Below are 19,326 nucleotides of genomic sequence, written 5' to 3'. Positions count from 1 at the left end.
CAGGGCAACGCCGTGCCCGAAATCACCCGCTGATCCATAAAAATAAGAGACTTGTATGAACGTACGCTCAGCATTGACCCTTGCCAGCCTTGTATTGGCTCCCCTGACCAGCCAGGCACTGACGCTTAACGATGACTTCAGCCTGGACATGACCCTGGGCGTTGTCAGTGACTACCGCACCCGTGGCATTTCGCAAACCCTGGGGGATCCGGCGGTTCAGGCCGGCGCCACGCTGGTGCACAGCAGCGGCTTGTACGTTGGCGCCTGGACCTCGAATATCGATTTCGGCGGCCCATACAAAACCCGGCAGGAACTCGAGTACTACGCGGGCTACTACTGGCAGGCGACCGAGGCAATCAGTCTGGATCTGGGGTACATCAAGTACGACTATCCAAAGGAAGGCCAATTCAACATGAGTGAGGTCTACGCCATCCTTGACGTTTATGGCGTGAAGCTCGGCGCCAACTACTCAAACGATACGCCGAACTTCTTTGGCGAGGACCAGGACACCCTCTACACCTACCTCAGCTACAAAATCGAATTGCCGGCCGAGATCGGCCTGGACCTGCGCGTGGGTCGCAACGATGTCAAAGACCCGGCTTTCTGGTCCGCCAACGGCGAAAGCCGCGATGCCTACACCGAGTGGGAAGCCAAACTGACCCGTGATTTCGTGGGCGTGACCTGGGGCCTCAGCTACATCGATACCGACCTGTCGAAAAGCGAATGCGCGAGCTGGTACGGCTATGGCGATCTATGCACTGCCACCGTGGTCGCCAGTGCCAGCAAGGCCTTCTAAGCGTTAAAAGCCCTGTCAGTCAGTTAACAGTCAAGCGATCAATTGTGGCGAGGGAGCTTGCTTGTGGCGAGGGGGCTTGCCCCCGTTAGGTTGCGCAGCAGCCGTCGCTTTTGGGGCCGCTTCGCAGCCCAACGCGAGCAAGCTCGCTCGCCACAAAACAGTATTTGACTTGAAACCCCTTGCCCGTCTGCCCCTCAGAAGAGAACACCGTAATGACCAGGCTCAGCGATAGACAGCAGCGAAGTCCCCTGATCGAGACACGTTCGATCGATTACATTCCCGAGGCCGAGCGTCATGGCAGCCTCTACAGCCAGTTCACCCTGTGGCTCGGCGCCAACCTGCAGATCACCGCGATCGTCACCGGCGCTCTGGCGGTGGTATTGGGTGGCGATGTGTTCTGGTCACTGATTGGTTTGCTGATCGGCCAGTTGTTCGGCGGTGCGGTGGTTGCCTTGCACGCGGCTCAAGGACCGAAGCTTGGGTTGCCACAGATGATCTCCAGTCGCGTGCAGTTCGGCGTCTATGGGGCGGCGATCCCGATTGTGCTGGTGTGCCTGATGTACCTCGGCTTCAGCGCTACCGGCGCGGTACTGTCGGGGCAGGCCATTGCCCAGTTGATCGATGTCAGCGACAGCGCCGGCATCCTGATTTTCGCCTCCTGCATCGCGTTTCTGACGATCTTCGGTTATCGGGTCATCCACTTGGTCGGACGGGTCGCCAGCGTGCTGGGCATCATTGCCTTCGTCTACCTGTTTACCCGGTTGATGACGCTCAACGACATCGGCCTGTTGCTGGAAAATCGCCATTTCGGCTGGAGCACTTTCCTGCTGGCGGTATCCCTTTCCGCGTCCTGGCAGATCGCGTTCGGCCCTTATGTGGCCGACTACTCACGCTACCTGCCGAGCAAGACCTCGTCCTGGAAGACCTTCGCCGCCGTAGGCCTGGGAACGGTGCTGGGCGCTCAGGCGTCAATGGTACTCGGGGTGTTCGCTGCGGCATTGGCGGGCACGGGTTTTCGCGGGCATGAAGTCGCCACCATCGTTGGTTTGGGCAGTACAGGCGTGATCGCTTCCTTGCTGTATTTGAGCGTGGTATTCGGCAAGGTCACGGTGTCGACCCTCAACGCTTATGGCAGCTTCATGTGCGTGGCCACCATCATTAGTGGCTTTCGTCGTGGCTTCGAGATATCCGCCGGTAAACGCATGCTGTTTGTGCTGGCGATTGTCGGCGCGTCCACCGCGCTTGCATTGCTGGGGCAGCACTCGTTTCTCACCACGTTCAAATACTTCATCCTGTTTTTGTTGACCTTCTTCACCCCGTGGAGCGCGATCAACCTGGTGGATTATTACTTCATCAATAAAGAGCGTTATGACATTCCCGCGTTGTCCGACCCGGCGGGGCGTTATGGCCGCTGGAATGTGTTGGGGATCAGCGTGTATGTCTTCGGTGTGCTGGTTCAGCTGCCTTTTGTCGACACGCACTTCTATTCCGGACCGATGGTCGCGCAGCTCGGCGGCGTCGATATTTCCTGGATCGTCGGGCTGGTGGTGCCGGGCATTCTCTACTACGGGCTGGCCAGGACATCCGGGCTTGCGGTGTCGGTCGAAGGCAACTCGAAGGCTTGAATGCCCCGTCGTTCAAGGGCTGCAGAGTGGGCGCGGCGATAACTCCCTTGTGTTCAGGCGTCTCCTATACTGATCCGCGTTGACAGGTTCAACGCAGATCCTGAATGCCGTTGGAGCAGCCAGCGGCTTCCCTACGACTCAACAGTAAGGAGAACGAATATGGCAATCCGTATTGGCGACGAAGCACCGGACTTTACCGTCGAAAGCACCGAAGGCCCGCTGCATTTCCACGAGTGGATTGGCGACAAGTGGGCGATCCTGTTTTCGCACCCCAAGGACTTCACCCCGGTGTGCACCACTGAGCTTGGCTACATGGCGGGGCTCAAACCGGAGTTCGATAAACGCAACACCAAGATCGTCGGGCTCAGCGTCGACCCTGTCAGTAACCATCAGACCTGGGCCAAAGACATCGAAGAGACCCAGGGGCATGCGGTCAACTATCCGATGATCGGTGACGAGAATCTGGTGGTGGCGAAGCTCTACGACATGATTCATCCGAATGCCAGTGGCGGCGCACGGACTGCCGTGGACAACGCTACGGTGCGTTCAGTGTTCATCATCGGGCCGGACAAAAAGGTCAAGGCGATGCTGATCTACCCGATGAGTGCCGGGCGCAACTTCGATGAAGTGCTGCGTCTGCTCGACTCTCTGCAGTTGAACGCCAAGCACACCGTCGCCACCCCGGTGAACTGGCGTCCGGGCGAGGACGTGATCATTCCCACTTCGGTCTCCGATGAGGACGCCAGGAAGAAATATCCGGATGGCTTCAAAACGGTGAAACCATATTTGCGCACGGTGGCGCAACCGAAGTAACCGATCCGTCCAGTCAGTTAAGCGTGATACTGAACTTGTGGCGAGGGAGCTTGCTCCCGTTGGACTGCGAAGCAGTCCCCCTCTTTTTGGGGATAAGGGGGGCCACTTCGCGACCCAGCGGGAGCAAGCTCCCTCGCCACAGGTTACTCATCGCTTGTTCTATCTCTTAACTGACTGGCACTAGAGCAAGCCCGCTCCCACAACCCGCCTGCGGCGGGGCTACTCGTCCTCAAGTGCGAGTTCGCTCGGGTCGACCCCGCACATCTGGGCCAACACCTGAACCACCAGGGCATGATCCTCACGCTGGGGAAGCCCTGAAACGGTGACCGCGCCAATGCACCCCACGCCCTTGACCGACACCGGGAAGCTGCCGCCATGGTCGGCGTAATCACGCAACGGCAACCCCATCAAACCTTCGAGTGAATCGCCCTGAAGCTTAAAGGACAGGCCTACGCGGTATGAGCTGAGTTCCATCAGTTCTACGACATTTCGCTTGCGTCGTGCCCAGTCGGCATTGCTGGCGGAGGTGCCTGGCATCGAGTAGACAAACACCGTGTCCCGCGCCAGCCTGACCTCAACCGTGGCGGACACGCCTTGCTCCTCGCAGGCGGTTTTCAAACGGGTGCCCAAGTCCCAGGCCGTCGCTTTGTCGAAGCGCTCAAACCTCAGGGTTTCTTCCTGGAGCGCGATGCGTTGCAGGTCGGTTTTGATGTCCATGATTTCTCCCTCATCCCTTTCGGGCGGTCGTACTGTTACGCACGGTTAATGTGAACGGCAGCACCACATGGCGGTCCGGGATGGGCTTTTTTTCAATGAGGGCGATCAGCATTTCAACGGCTTTTTGGCCAAAGATTTCGGCGGGTTGCGCGATGGTCGTCAACGCTGGATCACAGTAGGCTGCGAACGGAATGTCATCGAAACCGACCAGAGAAATATCTTCGGGTACCCGCAAACCCTGTTGTTTGATGCGCTTCAATGCACCGATCGCCATTTCATCGTTTTCGCAAAAGAATGCGGTCGGACGGTCGGGCAGTTCCAGCAGCATTCCCGCGCCATCAAAACCGGCCTTCAACGTGAAGTCCCCGTGGCAGATCAATTGCGCGTCCGGGGCGATTCCGGCCTGGTGCAATGCATCTTGATAACCGGCCACACGGTCGCGTGTGAGCGGGCTGCTTTTCGGGCCTTTGATCAGGCCGATCCGGCGATGGCCCAGATCGATCAGATGCTCCGTCATGGCTTTGGCCGCCGCCCGGTTGTCGAGGCTGATGGTCGGATGCCGCCCGCCTTGAATCACCTCGCAGGCATTGACCAAGGGCGGTGATTCGCCGTTGGGGAAGGGCGATTCAAAAGGGTCGTAGGCGCGCAACTGAATCACGCCGTCGGCCTGGTGGGCGTACGCCAGCGCGGCAAATTCTCGCTCGATTTCCTCGCGGCCCTGGGTGTCGCACAGCAGCAGTCGGTATCCGGCCGCCTGTGCCGCCTGTTGGGCACCGCTGATCACCCGTGCGAAAAACGTGTTGGCGATGGCCGGGACCAGAATCACCAGATTGCCGGTTCTGCGCGAACGAAACTGCACGGCCATGAGGTTCGGCCGGTAGCCGGCCTGTTCCACGGCTGCATTGACCTTGTCCCGGGTTTCGGGGAGTACGCGCTCGGGCGACTTCAGCGTTCTGGACACGGTGGCCACCGAGACGCCGGCCAGCCGGGCTACTTCACGGATATTGGACAATACGACCTCGTTATCGAACCGGCAGATGTAAACGTGGCCGGCGAGCTTACCGCAGTCCGGCCGTGCGCTGAAATGAGCTTCATTTTTAATCCCGGGTTTGACACCTGAAGTAACTGAGCCTAAATTTCCGGCATGATGTAACCGGTTACATCATAGTCAAACCTGAAGCGTTAATCCGCCCCGAACAAGAGAAAATTCGCGATGAGTGTTGCAATGGCAAAAATAAGAATGGGGTTTGTCGGGGGCGGCGAGGGTGCCTTCATCGGCAAAGCCCACCGCCAGGCTGCCGGCCTCGATGGTCGTTTTGAACTGGTGTGCGGTGCATTCAGCCGAGACGCCCGCAACAATCAGGACACCGGCGCCGCGCTGGGATTGTCCGCCTCACGCTGCTACAGCGACTGGCAACAGATGCTGGACAGCGAGCGCGCACTGCCCGCCGATCAGCGCATGGAGCTGTTGGTCATCGTCACGCCCAATCACTTGCACGCGCCGATCGCCAGCCAGGCACTGAATGCGGGTTTTCATGTGTTCAGCGAAAAGCCCGCGGCACTGAATCTGTCCGAACTGCTGGCGCTCAAGGCGGTGGTGAAGAGCAGCGACCGCCTCTATGGACTGGCCCACACGTATCTGGGTTACCCGATGGTCTGGCAGGCGCGCAAGATGGTGCGTAGCGGCGTGATCGGCGCTGTGCGCAAGGTCATCGTCGAGTACCCGCAAGGCTGGCTGAGCCGGGATGTGGCCGGGCAGGGCAACAAGCAGGCGAGTTGGCGCGATCAGCCCGAGCAGTCGGGGTTGGGCGGCTGCATTGGCGACATCGGCACCCATGCCTTTTCACTGGCCGAATTCGTCGCGGACCAACCCATCGAACAGGTGTGCGCAACCTTGGGTTCGCACATCGCCGAGCGGCAACTGGACGATGACGCGGCGATGCTGTTCAAGATGGCCGCCGGGGCCAGCGGGGTGTTGATCGCCAGCCAGGTCTGCGCCGGCGAAGAGAACCCGTTGAAGATCCGCGTCTATGGCGACAAGGGCGGGCTGGAGTGGCGTCAGGAAGAGCCCGCGAGCCTGATCCATCGCTCCCTCGATCAACCGTTGAGCATCCTTCGTTCCGGTGTCGGCCAACCCTGGTTATGCGAGGCCGCCAGCCAGCGCATGCGTTTGCCCGCCGGGCATCCCGAAGGTTATCTCGAGGCCATGGCCAATCTCTATGGTGATTTTGCCTCCGCGATCCGCAGCAAGGTCGAAGGCAACGATGCCCCTGGCGTGCCAGGCATCGACGTCGGGTTGCGTGGCATGGCGTTCATCGAGGCGGTGGTCGCCAATCATCGCGGCGACGCGAAGTGGACCGAACTGGTCTGCAACCCATGAATCCGGAGAGCCCTCCCGTGAACCACACCTCCCCAACACCGGCAGGCCTGCGCGGCCCGGGTATTTTCCTCGCGCAGTTCATGTCCGCCGAAGCGCCCTTCGACACGCTCGCAAACATTGCCCAGTGGGCGGCGGCGCAGGGTTACAAGGCCATTCAATTGCCGACCCTGGGCACGCAATATATCGACCTGGCGCGCGCCGCCGACAGTCAGGATTACTGTGATGAGTTGAAAGCCGTCTGCGCCCAGGCTGGTGTCGAAATCAGCGAACTGTCGACGCATCTGCAGGGCCAACTGGTGGCGGTGCATCCGGCGTTCGATACGTTGTTCGATGACTTTGCCCCCGCGCATGTGCGCGGCCAGCCTCAGGCCCGCACCGAGTGGGCCATCGATCAGTTGAAGCTCGCCGCGCGCGCCAGCCAGCGCTTGGGGTTGAAGGCGCACGCGACGTTTTCCGGGGCGCTGCTGTGGCCCTACGTCTACCCGTGGCCGCAACGGCCGAGCGGTCTGGTCGAGCAGGGTTTTGCCGAGCTCGCCAAGCGCTGGTTGCCGATCCTCGATTGTTTTGAAGAGGCCGGAGTCGACCTCTGCTACGAGATCCATCCCGGCGAAGACCTGCACGACGGCGCCTCGTTCGAGCGTTTCCTTGAGGCCGTCGATCACCATCCGCGCGCCGCGATCCTTTATGACCCGAGCCATCTGCTGCTTCAGCAAATGGACTATCTGGGCTTCATCGATCGCTACCACAAGCGCATCCGCATGTTCCACGTCAAGGACGCCGAGTTCCGGCCCGATGCCCGTTCAGGGGTCTACGGCGGTTATCAAGGTTGGGTCGATCGGCCAGGCCGCTTCCGTTCCTTGGGCGATGGGCAGATCGATTTCAAGTCGATTTTCAGCAAATTGACGCAGTACGACTTTGCCGGCTGGGCGGTTCTGGAATGGGAGTGTTGCCTGAAGGATTCGCAGCAGGGCGCCGCAGAAGGAGCGGCCTTCATCCGGCAGCACATGATCAGCAAAACCCGAAAGGCGTTTGACGATTTCGCCAGCGTGGCGTCCGACGAGCATTTCAATCGACGGCTATTGGGTTTGCCCGACGCCTGAAAACCGTGTTTGCCCCTCTCTCCCAAAAAAGAAAAACAATAAGGCGGTGACTGATATGACCATGATGAGTGCGCGATTAAGCGTAATGATGTTCTTGCAGTTCTTTATCTGGGGCGGATGGTTCGTGACCCTCGGCACCTTCCTCTCCAGTAACCTGGGGGCCAGCGGCGGGCAGATCGGCATGGCGTTCTCGACGCAGTCCTGGGGGGCGATCATCGCGCCGTTTGTGATCGGTTTGATTGCCGACCGCTACTTCAATGCCGAGCGCATTCTTGCGGTGTTGCATCTGATCGGCGCGGTGCTGCTGTTGCAACTCTATCGAGCGCCTGACTTCAGTGGGTTTTACCCGTTCGTGCTGGCCTACATGATGATCTACATGCCGACGCTGGCATTGGTGAATTCGGTGGCGTTCCGGCAGATGCGCGACCCGGCCCTGGAGTTCTCGCGGATCAGAGTGTGGGGCACCATCGGCTGGATTGTGGCGGGCGTGGTGATCAGCTTTGTGTTTGCCTGGGATTCGCAACAAGCGATCTCATCCGGTGGTTTGCGCAACACGTTTCTGATGTCGGCCATTGCCTCATTCGTGCTCGGGGTCTACAGCTTCAGCCTGCCGCGAACCGCGCCGCTCAAACCTGAGCCGGGCAGTGTCGGCTTAAAGCAAATACTTGGGCTGGACGCCTTGGGTTTGTTGAAGGACCGCAGTTACCTGGTGTTCTTCATCGCTTCTATTCTGATCTGCATACCATTGGCGTTTTATTACCAGAATGCCAACCCGTTTCTGGCGGAAATCGGTGTGACCAATCCAACCGCCAAGATGGCGATCGGGCAAGTCTCGGAAGTGCTGTTCATGTTGCTCCTGCCGCTGTTCATCCAGCGTTTCGGCATCAAGATCGCGCTGCTGGTGGGGATGCTGGCGTGGGCGTTGCGCTACCTGTTGTTCGCCTATGGCAACAACGGTGACCTCGCTTTCATGTTGTTCACCGGCATCGCCTTGCACGGCATCTGCTACGACTTCTTCTTTGTTTCGGGGCAGATCTACACCGATGCCAAAGCGTCGGAGCGTTTCAGAAGCTCCGCGCAAGGCTTGATCACCCTCGCGACGTACGGCTTGGGCATGCTGATTGGCTTTTGGGTGGCCGGGGCGGTCACCGATCACTATGCGTCGGCTGACAGCCATGACTGGAAAAGCATCTGGCTGTTCCCGGCAGGGTTTGCGTTGGCGATATTTTTGTGTTTTTCGCTGGCCTTCAAAGGACGGCAAAGCGTGGCAGCGCCGTCGAGTATTTGAATCATGCCCGAACACCGGCGGAACCTGTGGGAGCGGGCTTGCCCGCGATGGCGGTGTGTCAGACGACATCAATGTTGACTGTGCCGCCGTCTTCGCGGGCAAGCCCGCTCCCACAGTGGTCGGTGTCGTTCGCAAAATTTGTGTACGTCGCCAATCCATTTGTGGGAGTGGGCTTGCGATTAACCGACTGGCATTTTTGGGGTGATGGAACGCGCCTGATTCAAGGCGCACCAAACAGCATCGTCCAATAAACACCTTTATCGCTGCGCGAATCGGCGGCATAGGCTGCGCCGACCTGGGTAAACATCGGGTTCATCAGGTTGGCGCAGTGCCCGGGGCTGGCCAGCCAGCTGGCCATCGCTTTGTTCGGTGAGCTTTGCCCGGCGGCGATGTTTTCGCCGATCTGCCGGCCTCGATAGCCAGCGGCTTTGGCCCGATCCAATGGCATATCACCATCAGGATCGCGGTGGGCGAAGTAATTGCCGTAGGCCATTGCCTTGCTGTGGCCTTGCGCGGCGGCGCCCAAAGCGGGACTCCAGGACAGTGGCCGTGCGGCGGCGAAGCGTTGGCGGCCGCACATGCGCGGCCTGGCCCGTGCCGCATTGACCTCGGCCAGCAACGCCTTGCCCGCTGCTCGCGAATCACCGGCACGTCCGTCGAGCACCGGTTGCGCCAGTACCACCTGCCATTCGCTACGGGAGCGCGTGACGCCGATGTCGGCGAACTGAGTATCGAGCAGCGCCCCGCAATAGTCGCTCTCAAGCATGTCAAACGCCTCATCGGCATCTTGCGCGCCGACTACGCGAATGGTGCGCACCGTCACCGCTTGATAGCCGTTGGCCTTCAAGGCACTTCGCAAACCGCCGCCATAACCGACCGGCAAGGCCAGGTTCGATTTCAGCGACAGCGGCCGTAACGGCTTGACCGTACGCCCCGCGCAGCGATCGGGATCGGCGCGGTAGTCATTGATGACCTCCACCAGTTGCCGTTCACCACTGGCATGGGCGGGGCTGGCGAGTAGCGGGAGCAAAGGCATCAGGCACAGAGAGATAAAGCGACAGCGGCGGACGGTTGGGCGCATGAACGGACAGCTCTGATGAGATGACGACGATAGGGGGAGAGGAACGAGCAATGACCGTAGGAGCGCTTCGTTGGGTGAGCTTCTTTTACGGCACGGCTAAGACTGCGGGTCTGAAGACTGGTTCACGAGGGGAAGAGACAAATTTAGCGCCGCCACCGTGGGGGCCGATTCAGGCATGCACGGGTCAGCCCTGCGGGGACATCGGACACGCGGGCTGGTACCGTACTGACATCATTCAGGTGGTACAGGGACATGACGAAAGCCAGGGGTGACAAGGATTGGGTAAAGCGCTCGGCTCAGCCGTTGAAGATCGAGCGCATCGAAGCCTTTTTTTGCGGCCATGGGTTTACGCCGCATCGCCACGATACGTACGCCATCGGACGAACGCTGTCGGGTGTTCAAAGCTTCCAGTACCGCAACACCAAGCGTCACAGCCTGCCCGGGAAAACCATCGTTTTGCATCCGGACGAGGTGCATGACGGTGAAGCCGGCACCGAAGCGGGTTTTCATTATCGGATGATCTACATCGAACCTGCTTTGATTCAGCAAGTATTAGGCGGCAAGCCCTTGCCCTTCATCGAGGGTGGTATATCGAGCGACCCACGGCTTTATGCCGCGACCCAGGTGCTACTGCAAAACCTCGACGCTTGCATCGAGCCCCTGGAAGAAGACGATGCCATTTACGATCTCGCGCAGGCGTTGGATGTGAACTCGGGGCAACGCGGGCGGTGTAAGTCGTTTGATTTCGCAGCGGCCGAACGCGCGCGTGCGCTGATTCATGAGTCGCTGGATCGAGTCATTACCCTGGAGGAGTTAGCGCAGGCCAGTGGTCGAGACCGCTGGAGCCTGAGCCGTGATTTTCGTGCGCTGTACGGTACTAGCCCCTATCGATACATGACTCAACGACGTCTCGATCTGGCAAGAGCACTGATGTTCGGCGGCTACTCGATGGCGGAGGCGGCCGTCTGCGCAGGCTTTTTCGATCAAAGCCACATGACGCGTCAGTTCGTCCAGACGTATGGCGTCTCACCCGGTCGATGGATGAAAAGGCTGGGCCTTGTTTAAGGGGGCTCGACTTGCACAATCATGCAATACGCAGTGCTGCGTCCTCTCCTAAAGTCAGACCTCGATAACTTGTCTAGTGAGGGCGACTCAAATGCATTCCCAACCCGGCGTGACAACCTGCACCGCGATTAACTTTGCCGAAAAATTTGCTTTGTTCAGCGAGCAATGGGCGCCCAAGGTCATTGCCGAAATGAACGACTACCAGTTCAAGGTGGTGAAAATCGAAGGCGATTTTGTCTGGCATTCCCATGCCGATACCGATGAAACCTTCATCGTCCTTGAAGGCGAGCTTCGCATTGATCTTCGAGAGGGGGCCGTCGTGGTTAGGCAGGGAGAAATGTACGTTGTCCCCAAGGGCGTCGAACACAAGCCTTACGCCGAGCGAGAGGTGAAAATGTTACTGATCGAGCCGCGTGGCGTGCTGAATACCGGTGATCAGGAGGGAGAAAGAACCGCAATCAATGACGTCTGGATTTAGACGTCTTGGTAGTTTCTTCATCTCTGGGTGAGCAGGGCGCCTGAGAGCCTGGCGCCAGTTCAGCCGCCTCTATCGGTACATCTGCCAGCGATCGTTCAGGAGCGCAGTGTCATCCTCTGAATCAACCCATTAGCGGCGTTTTCGTTGAAAAGGGTCGATGGTATGTGGCGATGTGCCTCTCGTCGGGAGACAAAGCAGCAATTTTGCGCTTTTCAGCTATTCTTCCGGCATCAGGATGGTGCCATTACGTACTGGCACACAATGCGCAGGGAAGGGAAGGCAAAATGGATGATGTGCATTGCGTGCAAGTTATCGCGGTAACTGGCGGTAAAGGTGGCGTGGGCAAGACAACGGTGGCGGTTAACCTGTCGCTGGCGCTGGCCAAAATGGGGCGACGCGTCGTATTGCTCGACGCTGATCTGGGCCTGGCGAATATCGATATTCTGTTGGGGCTGACCCCGCGCTACACACTGGCTGATGTCATTGAAGGGCGTTGCGAGTTGTCCGAGGCGCTGTTGCCTGGGCCTGGAGGCATTCGTGTGGCCCCGGCCTCTTCGGGCTTGCAGAGCATGATTCATCTGGAGGCAGCGCAATACCGTGCGCTGATCCAGTCCTTTAGCGATATTGGCGACAAGCTGGATGTGCTGGTAATCGATACCGCCGCCGGTATCGGTGGTTCAGTGGTCAACTTCATCCGCGCGGCCCAGGAAGTGTTGGTGGTCGTGTGCGATGAACCCACCTCGATCAGCGGCGCCTACGGGCTGATCAAACTGCTCAACCTGAACTACGGTCTGCACCGTTTTCGGGTGTTGGTCAACATGACGGGCAGTCCGTCGGAAGGCCGCAATCTGTTTGCCAAGCTGGAAAAGATTACCGACATGTTCCTCGATGTCTCGCTGCAATACGTCGGCGCGATACCCCACGATGAATGTGCGCACAAAGCCGTGCAGAAGGGGCGTGCAGTGCTTGAAGCCTTTCCCCGTTCCAAATGCGCTCAAGCCTTCCAGGCCCTGGCTCACAACGTCGACACCTGGCCGTTGCCGACTCATCCGAGAGGGCATGTGGAGTTTTTCGTTGAGCAACTTGTGCAGAATTCGGGCAGGTGAGTCTCAAGGCCTTGTAACGTTGTTCACTTAAGCGCTCATCAGTCATACCTGCCTTTGTGGCGAGCGAGCTTGCTCGCGTTGGGCTGCGCAGCGGCCCCAAAAAATCTGACAACTATTGCCGATTTTTGTGAGTGCTACGCACTCAAGCGGGAGCAAGCTCCCTCGCCACAGGTTTCTCACTGACTCAAAACCAGACTCAAATCACAACTTGTAGCCGATCTGCCGCAACAGATTCTTGCGCCACAGAATGTCTTCATCGCCTTCAATGTCTTTGGCACAAAAGCCATCCACCACGCCCAGAATCGCTCGCCCCTGTTCCGTCTCAGCAACAATCACTTCGGTGGGATTGGCCGTCGCACAAAAAATCCGGCACACCTCCGGCACCATTTTGATGGTGTTCAACACGTTCAGCGGATAAAAACCGTCGCCCAGGAAAATGATGAAACTATGGCCCGCGGCAATGGCTTGCGCGTTTTTCTGCGCAAGTTCGATCATGGCGGTATCGGTGCCGGACCAGCGCACCAGGCATTTGCCGGAGGCTTCACAAAAGGCCACGCCAAACTGAATACCTGGCACGGCGTTGACCAACGCTTCATGAATATCCTCGACGGACTTGATGAAATGCGTCTGGCCCAAAATGAAGTTCGTCGCTTCTGGCTTGTCGATTTTCAACGTGATGAGTTGCATTGCAAACGCCTCCTTTCACGATGCTGCGGGCCAAGTCTGGCCGTTGATCAAGCCGGGACGGTGTCTTGCCCCGCTGGCGGTGGCTCTGTGTAGACGCGAACATCCCCCAGTCTCCTTATCGTCGACTTGGGCAAGGTCGGCGCATCAAGCAGAATCGAATCAATGCGCTTGCGGATGTCAAAAACGATTGGGCCCAGGATCGCTTCGTCCTTGCCACTGGCGATTTCGTCCTGAATCTCACGCGATATCGCCCCGAGTTTCTCGGCGGTGTCTTTGTGCCCGGCAGCCCGGGTGTCAAAGTTCAGGAAGGTCTGAACCGAACTCAACACCAGGGTCAGGAGTGACAGGACACCGGCTACGTATTGGAGCCATACGGGCGAAGAGTCACTGATCGAGCCGAAGACGCTGGCGCTGACGATCGCCGACAGAACAACGCAGGGGATACCCAGTTTCCAGCTGAATTTCTCGAAATCCCGGGCACTGATTTCGTGTTCAATCTGCAACCGAACAATCATGCGATTCCATTTGGTCAGTAGCTCGAGCCGGCTCATGGTTGCAGTCCTTGGCAGGGGGATTCAGAGGAATATTAGCTTCTATTTGGCCGCCTGTTAGGGTTCGGAGACAGGATGAAGCTGAGGCGCCAGGCCTTCTTCCTCTCGGAGTTGGCGGCTCATATCGTCGCAGCTTTGCGACCAGGTTGTCAGCCACGGCGACATCTCGGGTGACTGTTCAGCCAATCCCAGCTCCCGGACAAACTCGGCAGGTGCGACCGTGCCTTTGGCCGCGCGGAACAGGCCCCGCATGATGACGACGCCAACTACCCGTCCTTTGCTCACGAAGCGGTGTTCCATAAAGCTCCACTTATCGTCCCAGCCGAGAATGCGGGTATGAATCTCAAACGATTCGAACAGCTTCAGCTCCCTCCGAAACTTGCCCCAGGTATCCCCAACGATTGGCACCGCCCTGTGACGCAGGGCTACGCGGTAGGCACCGCTGCGCAGGACGAAGTCCATGCGGCCTATGTCGGCCATAGTGAAATAACGGCCATTGGTGACGTGCCGGTTGAGGTCAAGATCGAGCGGCCAGACGCGCATGCGGATGACGGTAGTGGCCAGTCCATCAACCGGCTTGCGCCATGGGCGACGAAACAGCATCAGGAACAGTCGAAACCAGAGATTCATAAGGATGCCGAGGGTTGAGTAGATCCGTGCACTTTAGGGTGGGGAATGCGAGCGAGATAGGTGCACAAATGACTTTTTTCATGTGAAAAGCGCAATTGGATCATTCATGCGCTGAGGCAGTCATTTCAGCGGGTGCCCGCCAACCAGATATTCCGCTCAGGAATGCCCCCATAAAAATCATGCATTTTCTTTATGGCATTGGATCTCGTAGCGTGTCTGCTCACCATATGGAGATGACCCCGTGAATGACTCCCGCCTGCGCCTGTACGTTGATGCTCAATTCACCAGCCCCTATGCCATGTCGGTTTTCGTGGCACTTCGCGAAAAGGGCATCGAATTCGAACTGAGCCCGCTGGACCTCGACGCGTTTGAAAACCAGACACAAGACTATGCCAACCTCTCGCTGACCCAGCGCGTACCGACGCTGGTGCATGGCGATTTTGCCTTGTCTGAATCGTCGGCGATCACTGAATACCTGGAAGACGTTTTTCCTCAGAAGCCGGTTTACCCGCAAGAGCTGATGCAACGCGCGAAGGCACGACAAGTCCAGGCGTGGCTGCGCAGTGATCTGCTGCCCATCCGGCAGGAGCGCTCCACACTGGTGGTGTTTTATGGCCTTAAATCAGCGCCCTTGTCGCCCGCTGCCGAGTCGGCCGCGCGCAAACTGATCGGTGCTGCACAAGCGCTACTGGCTGACGGCCGCGAGTACCTGTTCGGGCAATGGTCGATCGCCGATGTGGACCTCGCCTTGATGCTCAACCGGCTGATACTCAACGGCGACGCCGTGCCATCCGCGCTGGTGGAATACGCGCAGCGTCAATGGCAGCGGCCTGCGGTGCAGGAGTGGGTCAAACTGCAGCGTCCTGCGCTGTAATGGTGTGAAATCAGGTCAATTGCGCTCAACAAATTGCACGATGACCTGATTGACGATTTCGGGATGCGTAATCGGCCCCATATGACCGAGCCCCTCGAGTTCTACCACTTCAACGTTCGGCAGTGTGCCGGTCAGCAGCCGCGCCACTGCCCGTGAGGATGCCGGTGAATCCTTGCCGACCATGAAAAGCACCGGCAGGTTGAGCGAACGGAACGCCTGCAATGGCGTCGGCTCGTTCAACAAGGCGTGAGCCCAGCCCTGCACATTGGCCACCGCGGCGGCGATGGAAGGCTTGCGTTGTTCCGGGGTTTGCTCCCAGGCCCCGGCACCCATCCAGTAGTCAATGAAGTGCTGGGCCGCTGCGTCCAGGTTACCCGCCTCAAGTGCCAGCCCGGCGTTTGCGACGACTTCACGAATGGCATCCGCCTCATTGGGTGGGGGCGATTCGGCGTCGAGCAGGGCAAACAATGTTGGCTCATACAAAGCCATGGCGCGCACCCGGCCGGGGTTCTGCAACGCCGTAATCAACGCCACCGCCCCGCCATAAGAGTGACCGACCAGAATGAGCGGTTCGCCGGCACGGGCGAGCACCGGCTCGGCGAAGCGCGCTTCTTCACTGAGGGTGACGATTCGATCGGCGGGCCACGCCGGGCTCTTGCCGGCGCCAAACGAATCGAGCGCCAGAACCCGAAACTTTGCGGCCAGGTGATCTTGCAGTCCACGCCATTGCACCGAGTGACTCGCATTGGCGTGAAAGCAGACAACGCCCGGGCCTGCGCCAGCGTCCCGATAAAAGGGTTCGACGGGTTTCATTCTGGCTCTCCTGCAACGACGTTAAAGGGACGAAGAGGGTTATAGATTAACTTCAAGGCTTCGGTGTAGCAGCCAGTCATGATGAAATAGCCGCCCGTTTTTGCTGTCAGCAACACCTGATTTGGAGCACCACATGAAAAACGCCGCCGTCCTTACCTTCGCCTTGATGCTCAATACCGGGTTATTCAGCATGCAAGCCGAAGCGGCGGGGGATGCTGAAGCCGGTCAGAAACTGTTTAACCGTATCTGCGGCGGCTGTCATCAAGTAGGGACTTCGGCACGGGGGTCTTTTGGTCCGCAACTCAATGCCATTTTCGGGCGTCCTGCGGGAAGCACGACGGACTACCAGTACTCAACCGCGATGAAATCATCAGGCCTCATCTGGACTCGCGAAACACTTACCGCCTACATCGAAGCGCCAAAAGAAGTAGTCCCCGGAACCCGGATGATTTTCTGGGGCCTCAGCGATCCGGAGAAGATCGAAAATCTGCTGGCCTACCTTCAGACATTTCAGCCGCAATAATCTGTGCCTCATCAACATGTTCTTGCAGTGCTGCATAAAGCCTGTACGGGTGATATCAATGAGCCACTTCATCCGTTAAAGTATGTGCCGCCCGAGAGACGGATCCCGGGTATTTCTAATGGAGTGACTCAGTGAATTACCTCAGCAAAGTAGTTGCCGTAGCCCTGTTCGGTCTGGTTCTGGCGGGTTGCACCGGCACCCCGATGAAGACTCAGCAGTACGACAGCAACCAATACACCGTTGTCGGCCACAGTGAAGCGACCGCCACTGGCCTCCTGCTGTTCGGCGTCATTCCGATCCAGCAGAACAACCGTTTCATCCGCGCTCAGAATGCCGCGATCAAGGCTAAGGGCGGCGACGCGATGATCAATACCCAGGTGCAGGAAAACTGGTTCTGGGCTTGGGTTCTGACCGGTTACACCACCACAATATCCGGTGATGTGGTCAAGCTGAAAACCGTTCAGTAAGCGACAGGCTCTGCCTTTGTGGCGAGCACGCTTGTGGCGAGCACGCTTGCTCGCGCTGGGCTGCGTAGCGGCCCCAAAAAACCGACACAATTGCCGATTTTTGTGAGTGCTACGCACTCAAGCGGGAGCAAGCTCCCTCGCCACAGGTTTCTCACTCATTGATCGCACCTCACGCCCAGGCTTTACCGAGCTCCTCCAGACCGGCGTTTTGCAGTTCCAGCGGGCTCATGACCACTCGGAATTTGCAGTTGGCCTGGAAGTTGAGAAAGAAGGGTTCCGCATAGCCGGGAATTTCGGAAGGGTCTTCTACATCGATCAGAAAAATCCCACTTCGCATTCCATCCTGCTCAGTGAAATAAGCCGCCTCCGGCTTAATGGTTTCCAGAACGCGGTTCATGACTTCGCCGACCTTCCCCGACCTGACAAGCGCGTTGAAAGGCTCATGGGGAAACTCGACCATCAGTAGCATTTTCATTATTCGATACTCTGTTGAGGTGGCGTGCTCCTTACCCGGATCCTTACTCCTGACGATGATGCCGCAAGCCGGGCGTTCAGCCGTGCCAGCGGTGGTGTGTGGTTAAGAATAGCGAAGGGTTCGAGGCTGCCGGGGCAGAGTTACGGACGGTCGTTCTTGATGATTCTGCGCGAGGCGAAGGGGTAGGGCTTGTTGGCTGAAGTCATGCAGTTCTGTAATGAAGGCAGCTTTATGCAGCGCGGCTTTGGACGTTCAAAGAGGGACTCGCCAGCATCGCCTATAGAGGCGATGCCGACTCACCGATCCCCGATTATTGCTGTAGCGGTGTGCAGAGTTCTACCAACGTTCCGTCAGGGCATCGAACGTAGGAGACGATTTGTCCCCAGGGCTTGGCGCTTGGTGCGGAAATTTCGCTGGCTCCCGCCTTCAACGCTCTGGCATGCGCCGCCGGAACGTCCTCGGTCACCAGGCCTACTTCGATTCCAAGTGGTTTGGCGGACGAGTGTGCCGAGACATGTCCCGTGCTGAAGTTCATCGCGGCCAGTTCATCGGCGGCGAATGCCAGCGCGGTTTCCCCTGTTTCGAGTTCGCCGTAGGTGTTGGATTCATGGAGGAAGCGAACGCCAAGCCCGAAGGCTGACGAAAAGAACTGGAGTGAGGCAACAACGTCCGGGACGTAGATGATCATGTAGCCAAATTTCATAAGCGGGCATTCCTTGTCGTGTTTATTGAGTGGCAAATCACGGTTACCCAGGCAGGTTAGCCCGGTGTCTGTTCTTTCGAAAAGGTTAGAGGGTGTCATCATGATGTCATCGAACCGCCGGTCTAGTGGCCAGTGAGGTTGACGCTCGCACGCTGGAGTCACTCGATCACGTAGGCATCGACACCACGGGGTTACGCAGTAAAGCCATCGATGAGTTTGAGGGGCAGCGGTTCCATTATGTGATTACGCTGTGTGACAAGTCCTCCGAAGAGGCTTCGCGGATGCCCAGCGCCGGAGAAGTGATCGTGTGGAATTTCGAGGACCCCGTCACCAGTGAAAACATGATCCGTTCCGTCATGCCATTCAGGAGATCCATGATCGCATCAAAATGTTCATCACTGTGAAGACCCGGTAGAGATGCTCGAGTACCAGCGCTGACCATCTTTAATGATCCCGTCGAGCACTAAAAACGCATGAAAAAACCCGGCTGATGAGGCCGGGTTTTTTGGTTGAGTGTTGCGATAAAGCCACTCATTCATGCCGCACGATTCTGAATCAGGCGATCCGAACCACCTTCAGCGACGCGGTTCTCGATCAGGCGATCCGAACCACCTTCAGCCACGCGATTCTCGATCAAACGATCCGAACCACCTTCAGCAACGCGATTCTCGATCAGACGATCCGAACCACCTTCAGCGACGCGATTCTCGATCAGACGATCCGAGCCACCCTCAGCAACGCGATTCTCGATCAGACGATCCGAACCACCTTCAGCGACGCGGTTCTCGATCAGACGGTCCGAACCACCTTCAGCAACGCGATTCTCGATCAGACGGTCCGAACCACCTTCAGCAACGCGATTCTCGATCAGACGATCCGAACCACCTTCAGCGATGCGACTTTCGATCAGACGATCCGAGCCGCCTTCAGCGACAACCGGGTGAGTAGAAGACGCGGCAAAAGCGTTAACTGCAAAAACCGAGAAAGCGATACTGAGGATGATTTGGCGTTTCATGATGGTGTGCTCCGGGGTGTTATTGGTTGGGTATGGAGCGGATGTTACGCCGAGGATTTTTTATGAGAACTTCATTGACGTGATGGTGACTATCGATGCCAGCAATGGTTGAAACGTAGTGGGCAAATGGCGCGTCCAC

General features: G+C 58.1%; 22 protein-coding genes and 1 pseudogene. 13 read left to right on the top strand and 10 right to left on the bottom strand.

Annotated features, from left to right (window positions below; genetic code table 11):
- The first annotated feature begins 55 nt into the window (after positions 1 to 55).
- From ACQKPC_RS01215 to ACQKPC_RS01205, 3 genes are all read left to right on the top strand, one after another.
- A complete protein-coding gene (locus ACQKPC_RS01215; protein ID WP_427622837.1) occupies positions 56 to 796 on the top strand; it encodes a TorF family putative porin in 741 nt (246 codons plus the stop codon).
- A 212-nt stretch (positions 797 to 1,008) separates the two neighbouring features.
- Entirely contained in the window at positions 1,009 to 2,421 is a 1,413-nt protein-coding gene (locus ACQKPC_RS01210) for a purine-cytosine permease family protein (RefSeq protein ID WP_427622836.1), read from the top strand.
- A 159-nt stretch (positions 2,422 to 2,580) separates the two neighbouring features.
- A complete protein-coding gene (locus ACQKPC_RS01205) occupies positions 2,581 to 3,234 on the top strand; it encodes a peroxiredoxin (protein WP_038982589.1) in 654 nt (217 codons plus the stop codon).
- Between the two features lie 219 nt (positions 3,235 to 3,453).
- On the opposite strand, the gene ACQKPC_RS01200 is transcribed toward ACQKPC_RS01205, so the two are convergent.
- Complete coding sequence (locus ACQKPC_RS01200; RefSeq protein WP_427622835.1) at positions 3,454 to 3,951, bottom strand: heme-degrading domain-containing protein; 498 nt, start codon at positions 3,949 to 3,951, stop codon at positions 3,454 to 3,456.
- A 10-nt stretch (positions 3,952 to 3,961) separates the two neighbouring features.
- Entirely contained in the window at positions 3,962 to 4,963 is a 1,002-nt protein-coding gene (locus ACQKPC_RS01195; RefSeq protein WP_427622834.1) for a LacI family DNA-binding transcriptional regulator, read from the bottom strand.
- Between the two features lie 213 nt (positions 4,964 to 5,176).
- Here ACQKPC_RS01195 and ACQKPC_RS01190 point away from each other — a divergent pair, with 213 nt between their 5' ends.
- Genes ACQKPC_RS01190 through ACQKPC_RS01180 form a run of 3 tightly spaced genes read left to right on the top strand, consistent with a single transcriptional unit; the run spans position 5,177 to position 8,719 of the window.
- A complete protein-coding gene (locus tag ACQKPC_RS01190) occupies positions 5,177 to 6,331 on the top strand; it encodes a Gfo/Idh/MocA family protein (RefSeq protein WP_427622833.1) in 1,155 nt (384 codons plus the stop codon).
- The gene (locus ACQKPC_RS01185; RefSeq protein ID WP_427622832.1) at positions 6,328 to 7,431 is read left to right on the top strand and encodes a sugar phosphate isomerase/epimerase family protein; all 1,104 of its coding nucleotides are present in this window, start codon (positions 6,328 to 6,330) and stop codon (positions 7,429 to 7,431) included. The genes ACQKPC_RS01190 and ACQKPC_RS01185 overlap by 4 nt, the downstream gene beginning before the upstream one ends.
- A gap of 55 nt (positions 7,432 to 7,486) precedes the next feature.
- Entirely contained in the window at positions 7,487 to 8,719 is a 1,233-nt protein-coding gene (locus ACQKPC_RS01180) for a nucleoside permease (protein WP_427622831.1), read from the top strand.
- Positions 8,720 to 8,939: 220 nt separating this feature from the next.
- Here ACQKPC_RS01180 and ACQKPC_RS01175 read toward each other — a convergent pair whose 3' ends face one another.
- Positions 8,940 to 9,800 carry a CAP domain-containing protein gene (locus ACQKPC_RS01175; RefSeq protein ID WP_427622830.1) on the bottom strand — a complete coding sequence of 287 codons (861 nt, stop codon included), beginning with the start codon at positions 9,798 to 9,800 and terminating at the stop codon, positions 8,940 to 8,942.
- Positions 9,801 to 10,052: 252 nt separating this feature from the next.
- Between ACQKPC_RS01175 and ACQKPC_RS01170 the strand changes: the two genes are divergently transcribed.
- The 3 genes from ACQKPC_RS01170 (at position 10,053) to ACQKPC_RS01160 (ending at position 12,449) form a co-directional block, all read left to right on the top strand.
- On the top strand, positions 10,053 to 10,865 hold the full coding sequence (locus tag ACQKPC_RS01170; RefSeq protein ID WP_427622829.1) for an AraC family transcriptional regulator: 813 nt from the start codon (positions 10,053 to 10,055) through the stop codon (positions 10,863 to 10,865).
- A 91-nt stretch (positions 10,866 to 10,956) separates the two neighbouring features.
- Positions 10,957 to 11,343: a cupin domain-containing protein gene (locus ACQKPC_RS01165; RefSeq protein ID WP_030130977.1), complete on the top strand. Its 387-nt coding sequence runs from the start codon at positions 10,957 to 10,959 to the stop codon at positions 11,341 to 11,343.
- 284 nt (positions 11,344 to 11,627) lie between these two features.
- A complete protein-coding gene (locus ACQKPC_RS01160; RefSeq protein WP_427622828.1) occupies positions 11,628 to 12,449 on the top strand; it encodes a MinD/ParA family protein in 822 nt (273 codons plus the stop codon).
- Positions 12,450 to 12,650: 201 nt separating this feature from the next.
- Here the strand turns inward: ACQKPC_RS01160 and ACQKPC_RS01155 are convergent, their stop codons facing one another.
- From ACQKPC_RS01155 to ACQKPC_RS01145, 3 genes are read right to left on the bottom strand one after another with little or no spacing between them, the layout of a single operon-like run.
- Complete coding sequence (locus tag ACQKPC_RS01155; RefSeq protein ID WP_427622827.1) at positions 12,651 to 13,136, bottom strand: adenosine-specific kinase; 486 nt, start codon at positions 13,134 to 13,136, stop codon at positions 12,651 to 12,653.
- A 47-nt stretch (positions 13,137 to 13,183) separates the two neighbouring features.
- The gene (locus ACQKPC_RS01150) at positions 13,184 to 13,687 is read right to left on the bottom strand and encodes an SLATT domain-containing protein (RefSeq protein ID WP_192342661.1); all 504 of its coding nucleotides are present in this window, start codon (positions 13,685 to 13,687) and stop codon (positions 13,184 to 13,186) included.
- A gap of 57 nt (positions 13,688 to 13,744) precedes the next feature.
- On the bottom strand, positions 13,745 to 14,317 hold the full coding sequence (locus ACQKPC_RS01145; RefSeq protein ID WP_008075105.1) for a thioesterase family protein: 573 nt from the start codon (positions 14,315 to 14,317) through the stop codon (positions 13,745 to 13,747).
- 241 nt (positions 14,318 to 14,558) lie between these two features.
- On the opposite strand from ACQKPC_RS01145, the gene yfcF reads away from it, so the two are divergent.
- A complete protein-coding gene (gene yfcF, locus ACQKPC_RS01140; protein WP_427622826.1) occupies positions 14,559 to 15,191 on the top strand; it encodes a glutathione transferase in 633 nt (210 codons plus the stop codon).
- Between the two features lie 15 nt (positions 15,192 to 15,206).
- On the opposite strand, the gene ACQKPC_RS01135 is transcribed toward yfcF, so the two are convergent.
- Positions 15,207 to 16,004, bottom strand: coding sequence for an alpha/beta fold hydrolase (locus ACQKPC_RS01135; protein WP_427622825.1), 798 nt, complete (start codon positions 16,002 to 16,004; stop codon positions 15,207 to 15,209).
- A 133-nt stretch (positions 16,005 to 16,137) separates the two neighbouring features.
- Here ACQKPC_RS01135 and ACQKPC_RS01130 point away from each other — a divergent pair, with 133 nt between their 5' ends.
- Positions 16,138 to 16,527: a c-type cytochrome gene (locus ACQKPC_RS01130; protein WP_008008497.1), complete on the top strand. Its 390-nt coding sequence runs from the start codon at positions 16,138 to 16,140 to the stop codon at positions 16,525 to 16,527.
- Positions 16,528 to 16,658: 131 nt separating this feature from the next.
- A complete protein-coding gene (locus ACQKPC_RS01125) occupies positions 16,659 to 16,994 on the top strand; it encodes a hypothetical protein (RefSeq protein WP_008008496.1) in 336 nt (111 codons plus the stop codon).
- A gap of 169 nt (positions 16,995 to 17,163) precedes the next feature.
- Here ACQKPC_RS01125 and ACQKPC_RS01120 read toward each other — a convergent pair whose 3' ends face one another.
- Both ACQKPC_RS01120 and ACQKPC_RS01115 read right to left on the bottom strand, forming a co-directional pair.
- On the bottom strand, positions 17,164 to 17,469 hold the full coding sequence (locus tag ACQKPC_RS01120; protein ID WP_427622824.1) for a panthothenate synthetase: 306 nt from the start codon (positions 17,467 to 17,469) through the stop codon (positions 17,164 to 17,166).
- Between the two features lie 310 nt (positions 17,470 to 17,779).
- Positions 17,780 to 18,172 (bottom strand): VOC family protein, encoded by a 393-nt coding sequence (locus tag ACQKPC_RS01115; RefSeq protein WP_427622823.1) that lies wholly within the window; start codon positions 18,170 to 18,172, stop codon positions 17,780 to 17,782.
- A gap of 113 nt (positions 18,173 to 18,285) precedes the next feature.
- Here ACQKPC_RS01115 and ACQKPC_RS01110 point away from each other — a divergent pair.
- Positions 18,286 to 18,587: pseudogene (locus ACQKPC_RS01110) on the top strand (arsenate reductase ArsC); the annotation flags it as partial.
- 120 nt (positions 18,588 to 18,707) lie between these two features.
- Here ACQKPC_RS01110 and ACQKPC_RS01105 read toward each other — a convergent pair.
- Complete coding sequence (locus ACQKPC_RS01105; RefSeq protein WP_427622822.1) at positions 18,708 to 19,187, bottom strand: phage infection protein; 480 nt, start codon at positions 19,185 to 19,187, stop codon at positions 18,708 to 18,710.
- Positions 19,188 to 19,326 lie beyond the last annotated feature (139 nt).

The sequence above is a fragment of the Pseudomonas sp. NPDC089918 genome (assembly GCF_050280605.1).
GTDB lineage: Bacteria > Pseudomonadota > Gammaproteobacteria > Pseudomonadales > Pseudomonadaceae > Aquipseudomonas.
This window is presented reverse-complemented; position numbering and strand designations above follow the sequence as displayed.

Excerpts from the sequence above, each read along its gene's own strand:
- ACQKPC_RS01215 (WP_427622837.1), top strand. The coding sequence starts at position 56 with ATGAACGTACGCTCAGCATTGACCCTTGCCAGCCTTGTATTGGCTCCC.
- ACQKPC_RS01210 (WP_427622836.1), top strand. The coding sequence starts at position 1,009 with ATGACCAGGCTCAGCGATAGACAGCAGCGAAGTCCCCTGATCGAGACA.
- ACQKPC_RS01205 (WP_038982589.1), top strand. The coding sequence starts at position 2,581 with ATGGCAATCCGTATTGGCGACGAAGCACCGGACTTTACCGTCGAAAGC.
- ACQKPC_RS01200 (WP_427622835.1), bottom strand. The coding sequence starts at position 3,951 with ATGGACATCAAAACCGACCTGCAACGCATCGCGCTCCAGGAAGAAACC.
- ACQKPC_RS01190 (WP_427622833.1), top strand. The coding sequence starts at position 5,177 with ATGGCAAAAATAAGAATGGGGTTTGTCGGGGGCGGCGAGGGTGCCTTC.
- ACQKPC_RS01185 (WP_427622832.1), top strand. The coding sequence starts at position 6,328 with ATGAATCCGGAGAGCCCTCCCGTGAACCACACCTCCCCAACACCGGCA.
- ACQKPC_RS01180 (WP_427622831.1), top strand. The coding sequence starts at position 7,487 with ATGACCATGATGAGTGCGCGATTAAGCGTAATGATGTTCTTGCAGTTC.
- ACQKPC_RS01175 (WP_427622830.1), bottom strand. The coding sequence starts at position 9,800 with ATGCGCCCAACCGTCCGCCGCTGTCGCTTTATCTCTCTGTGCCTGATG.
- ACQKPC_RS01170 (WP_427622829.1), top strand. The coding sequence starts at position 10,053 with ATGACGAAAGCCAGGGGTGACAAGGATTGGGTAAAGCGCTCGGCTCAG.
- ACQKPC_RS01165 (WP_030130977.1), top strand. The coding sequence starts at position 10,957 with ATGCATTCCCAACCCGGCGTGACAACCTGCACCGCGATTAACTTTGCC.
- ACQKPC_RS01160 (WP_427622828.1), top strand. The coding sequence starts at position 11,628 with ATGGATGATGTGCATTGCGTGCAAGTTATCGCGGTAACTGGCGGTAAA.
- ACQKPC_RS01155 (WP_427622827.1), bottom strand. The coding sequence starts at position 13,136 with ATGCAACTCATCACGTTGAAAATCGACAAGCCAGAAGCGACGAACTTC.
- ACQKPC_RS01150 (WP_192342661.1), bottom strand. The coding sequence starts at position 13,687 with ATGAGCCGGCTCGAGCTACTGACCAAATGGAATCGCATGATTGTTCGG.
- ACQKPC_RS01145 (WP_008075105.1), bottom strand. The coding sequence starts at position 14,317 with ATGAATCTCTGGTTTCGACTGTTCCTGATGCTGTTTCGTCGCCCATGG.
- ACQKPC_RS01135 (WP_427622825.1), bottom strand. The coding sequence starts at position 16,004 with ATGAAACCCGTCGAACCCTTTTATCGGGACGCTGGCGCAGGCCCGGGC.
- ACQKPC_RS01130 (WP_008008497.1), top strand. The coding sequence starts at position 16,138 with ATGAAAAACGCCGCCGTCCTTACCTTCGCCTTGATGCTCAATACCGGG.
- ACQKPC_RS01120 (WP_427622824.1), bottom strand. The coding sequence starts at position 17,469 with ATGAAAATGCTACTGATGGTCGAGTTTCCCCATGAGCCTTTCAACGCG.
- ACQKPC_RS01115 (WP_427622823.1), bottom strand. The coding sequence starts at position 18,172 with ATGAAATTTGGCTACATGATCATCTACGTCCCGGACGTTGTTGCCTCA.
- ACQKPC_RS01105 (WP_427622822.1), bottom strand. The coding sequence starts at position 19,187 with ATGAAACGCCAAATCATCCTCAGTATCGCTTTCTCGGTTTTTGCAGTT.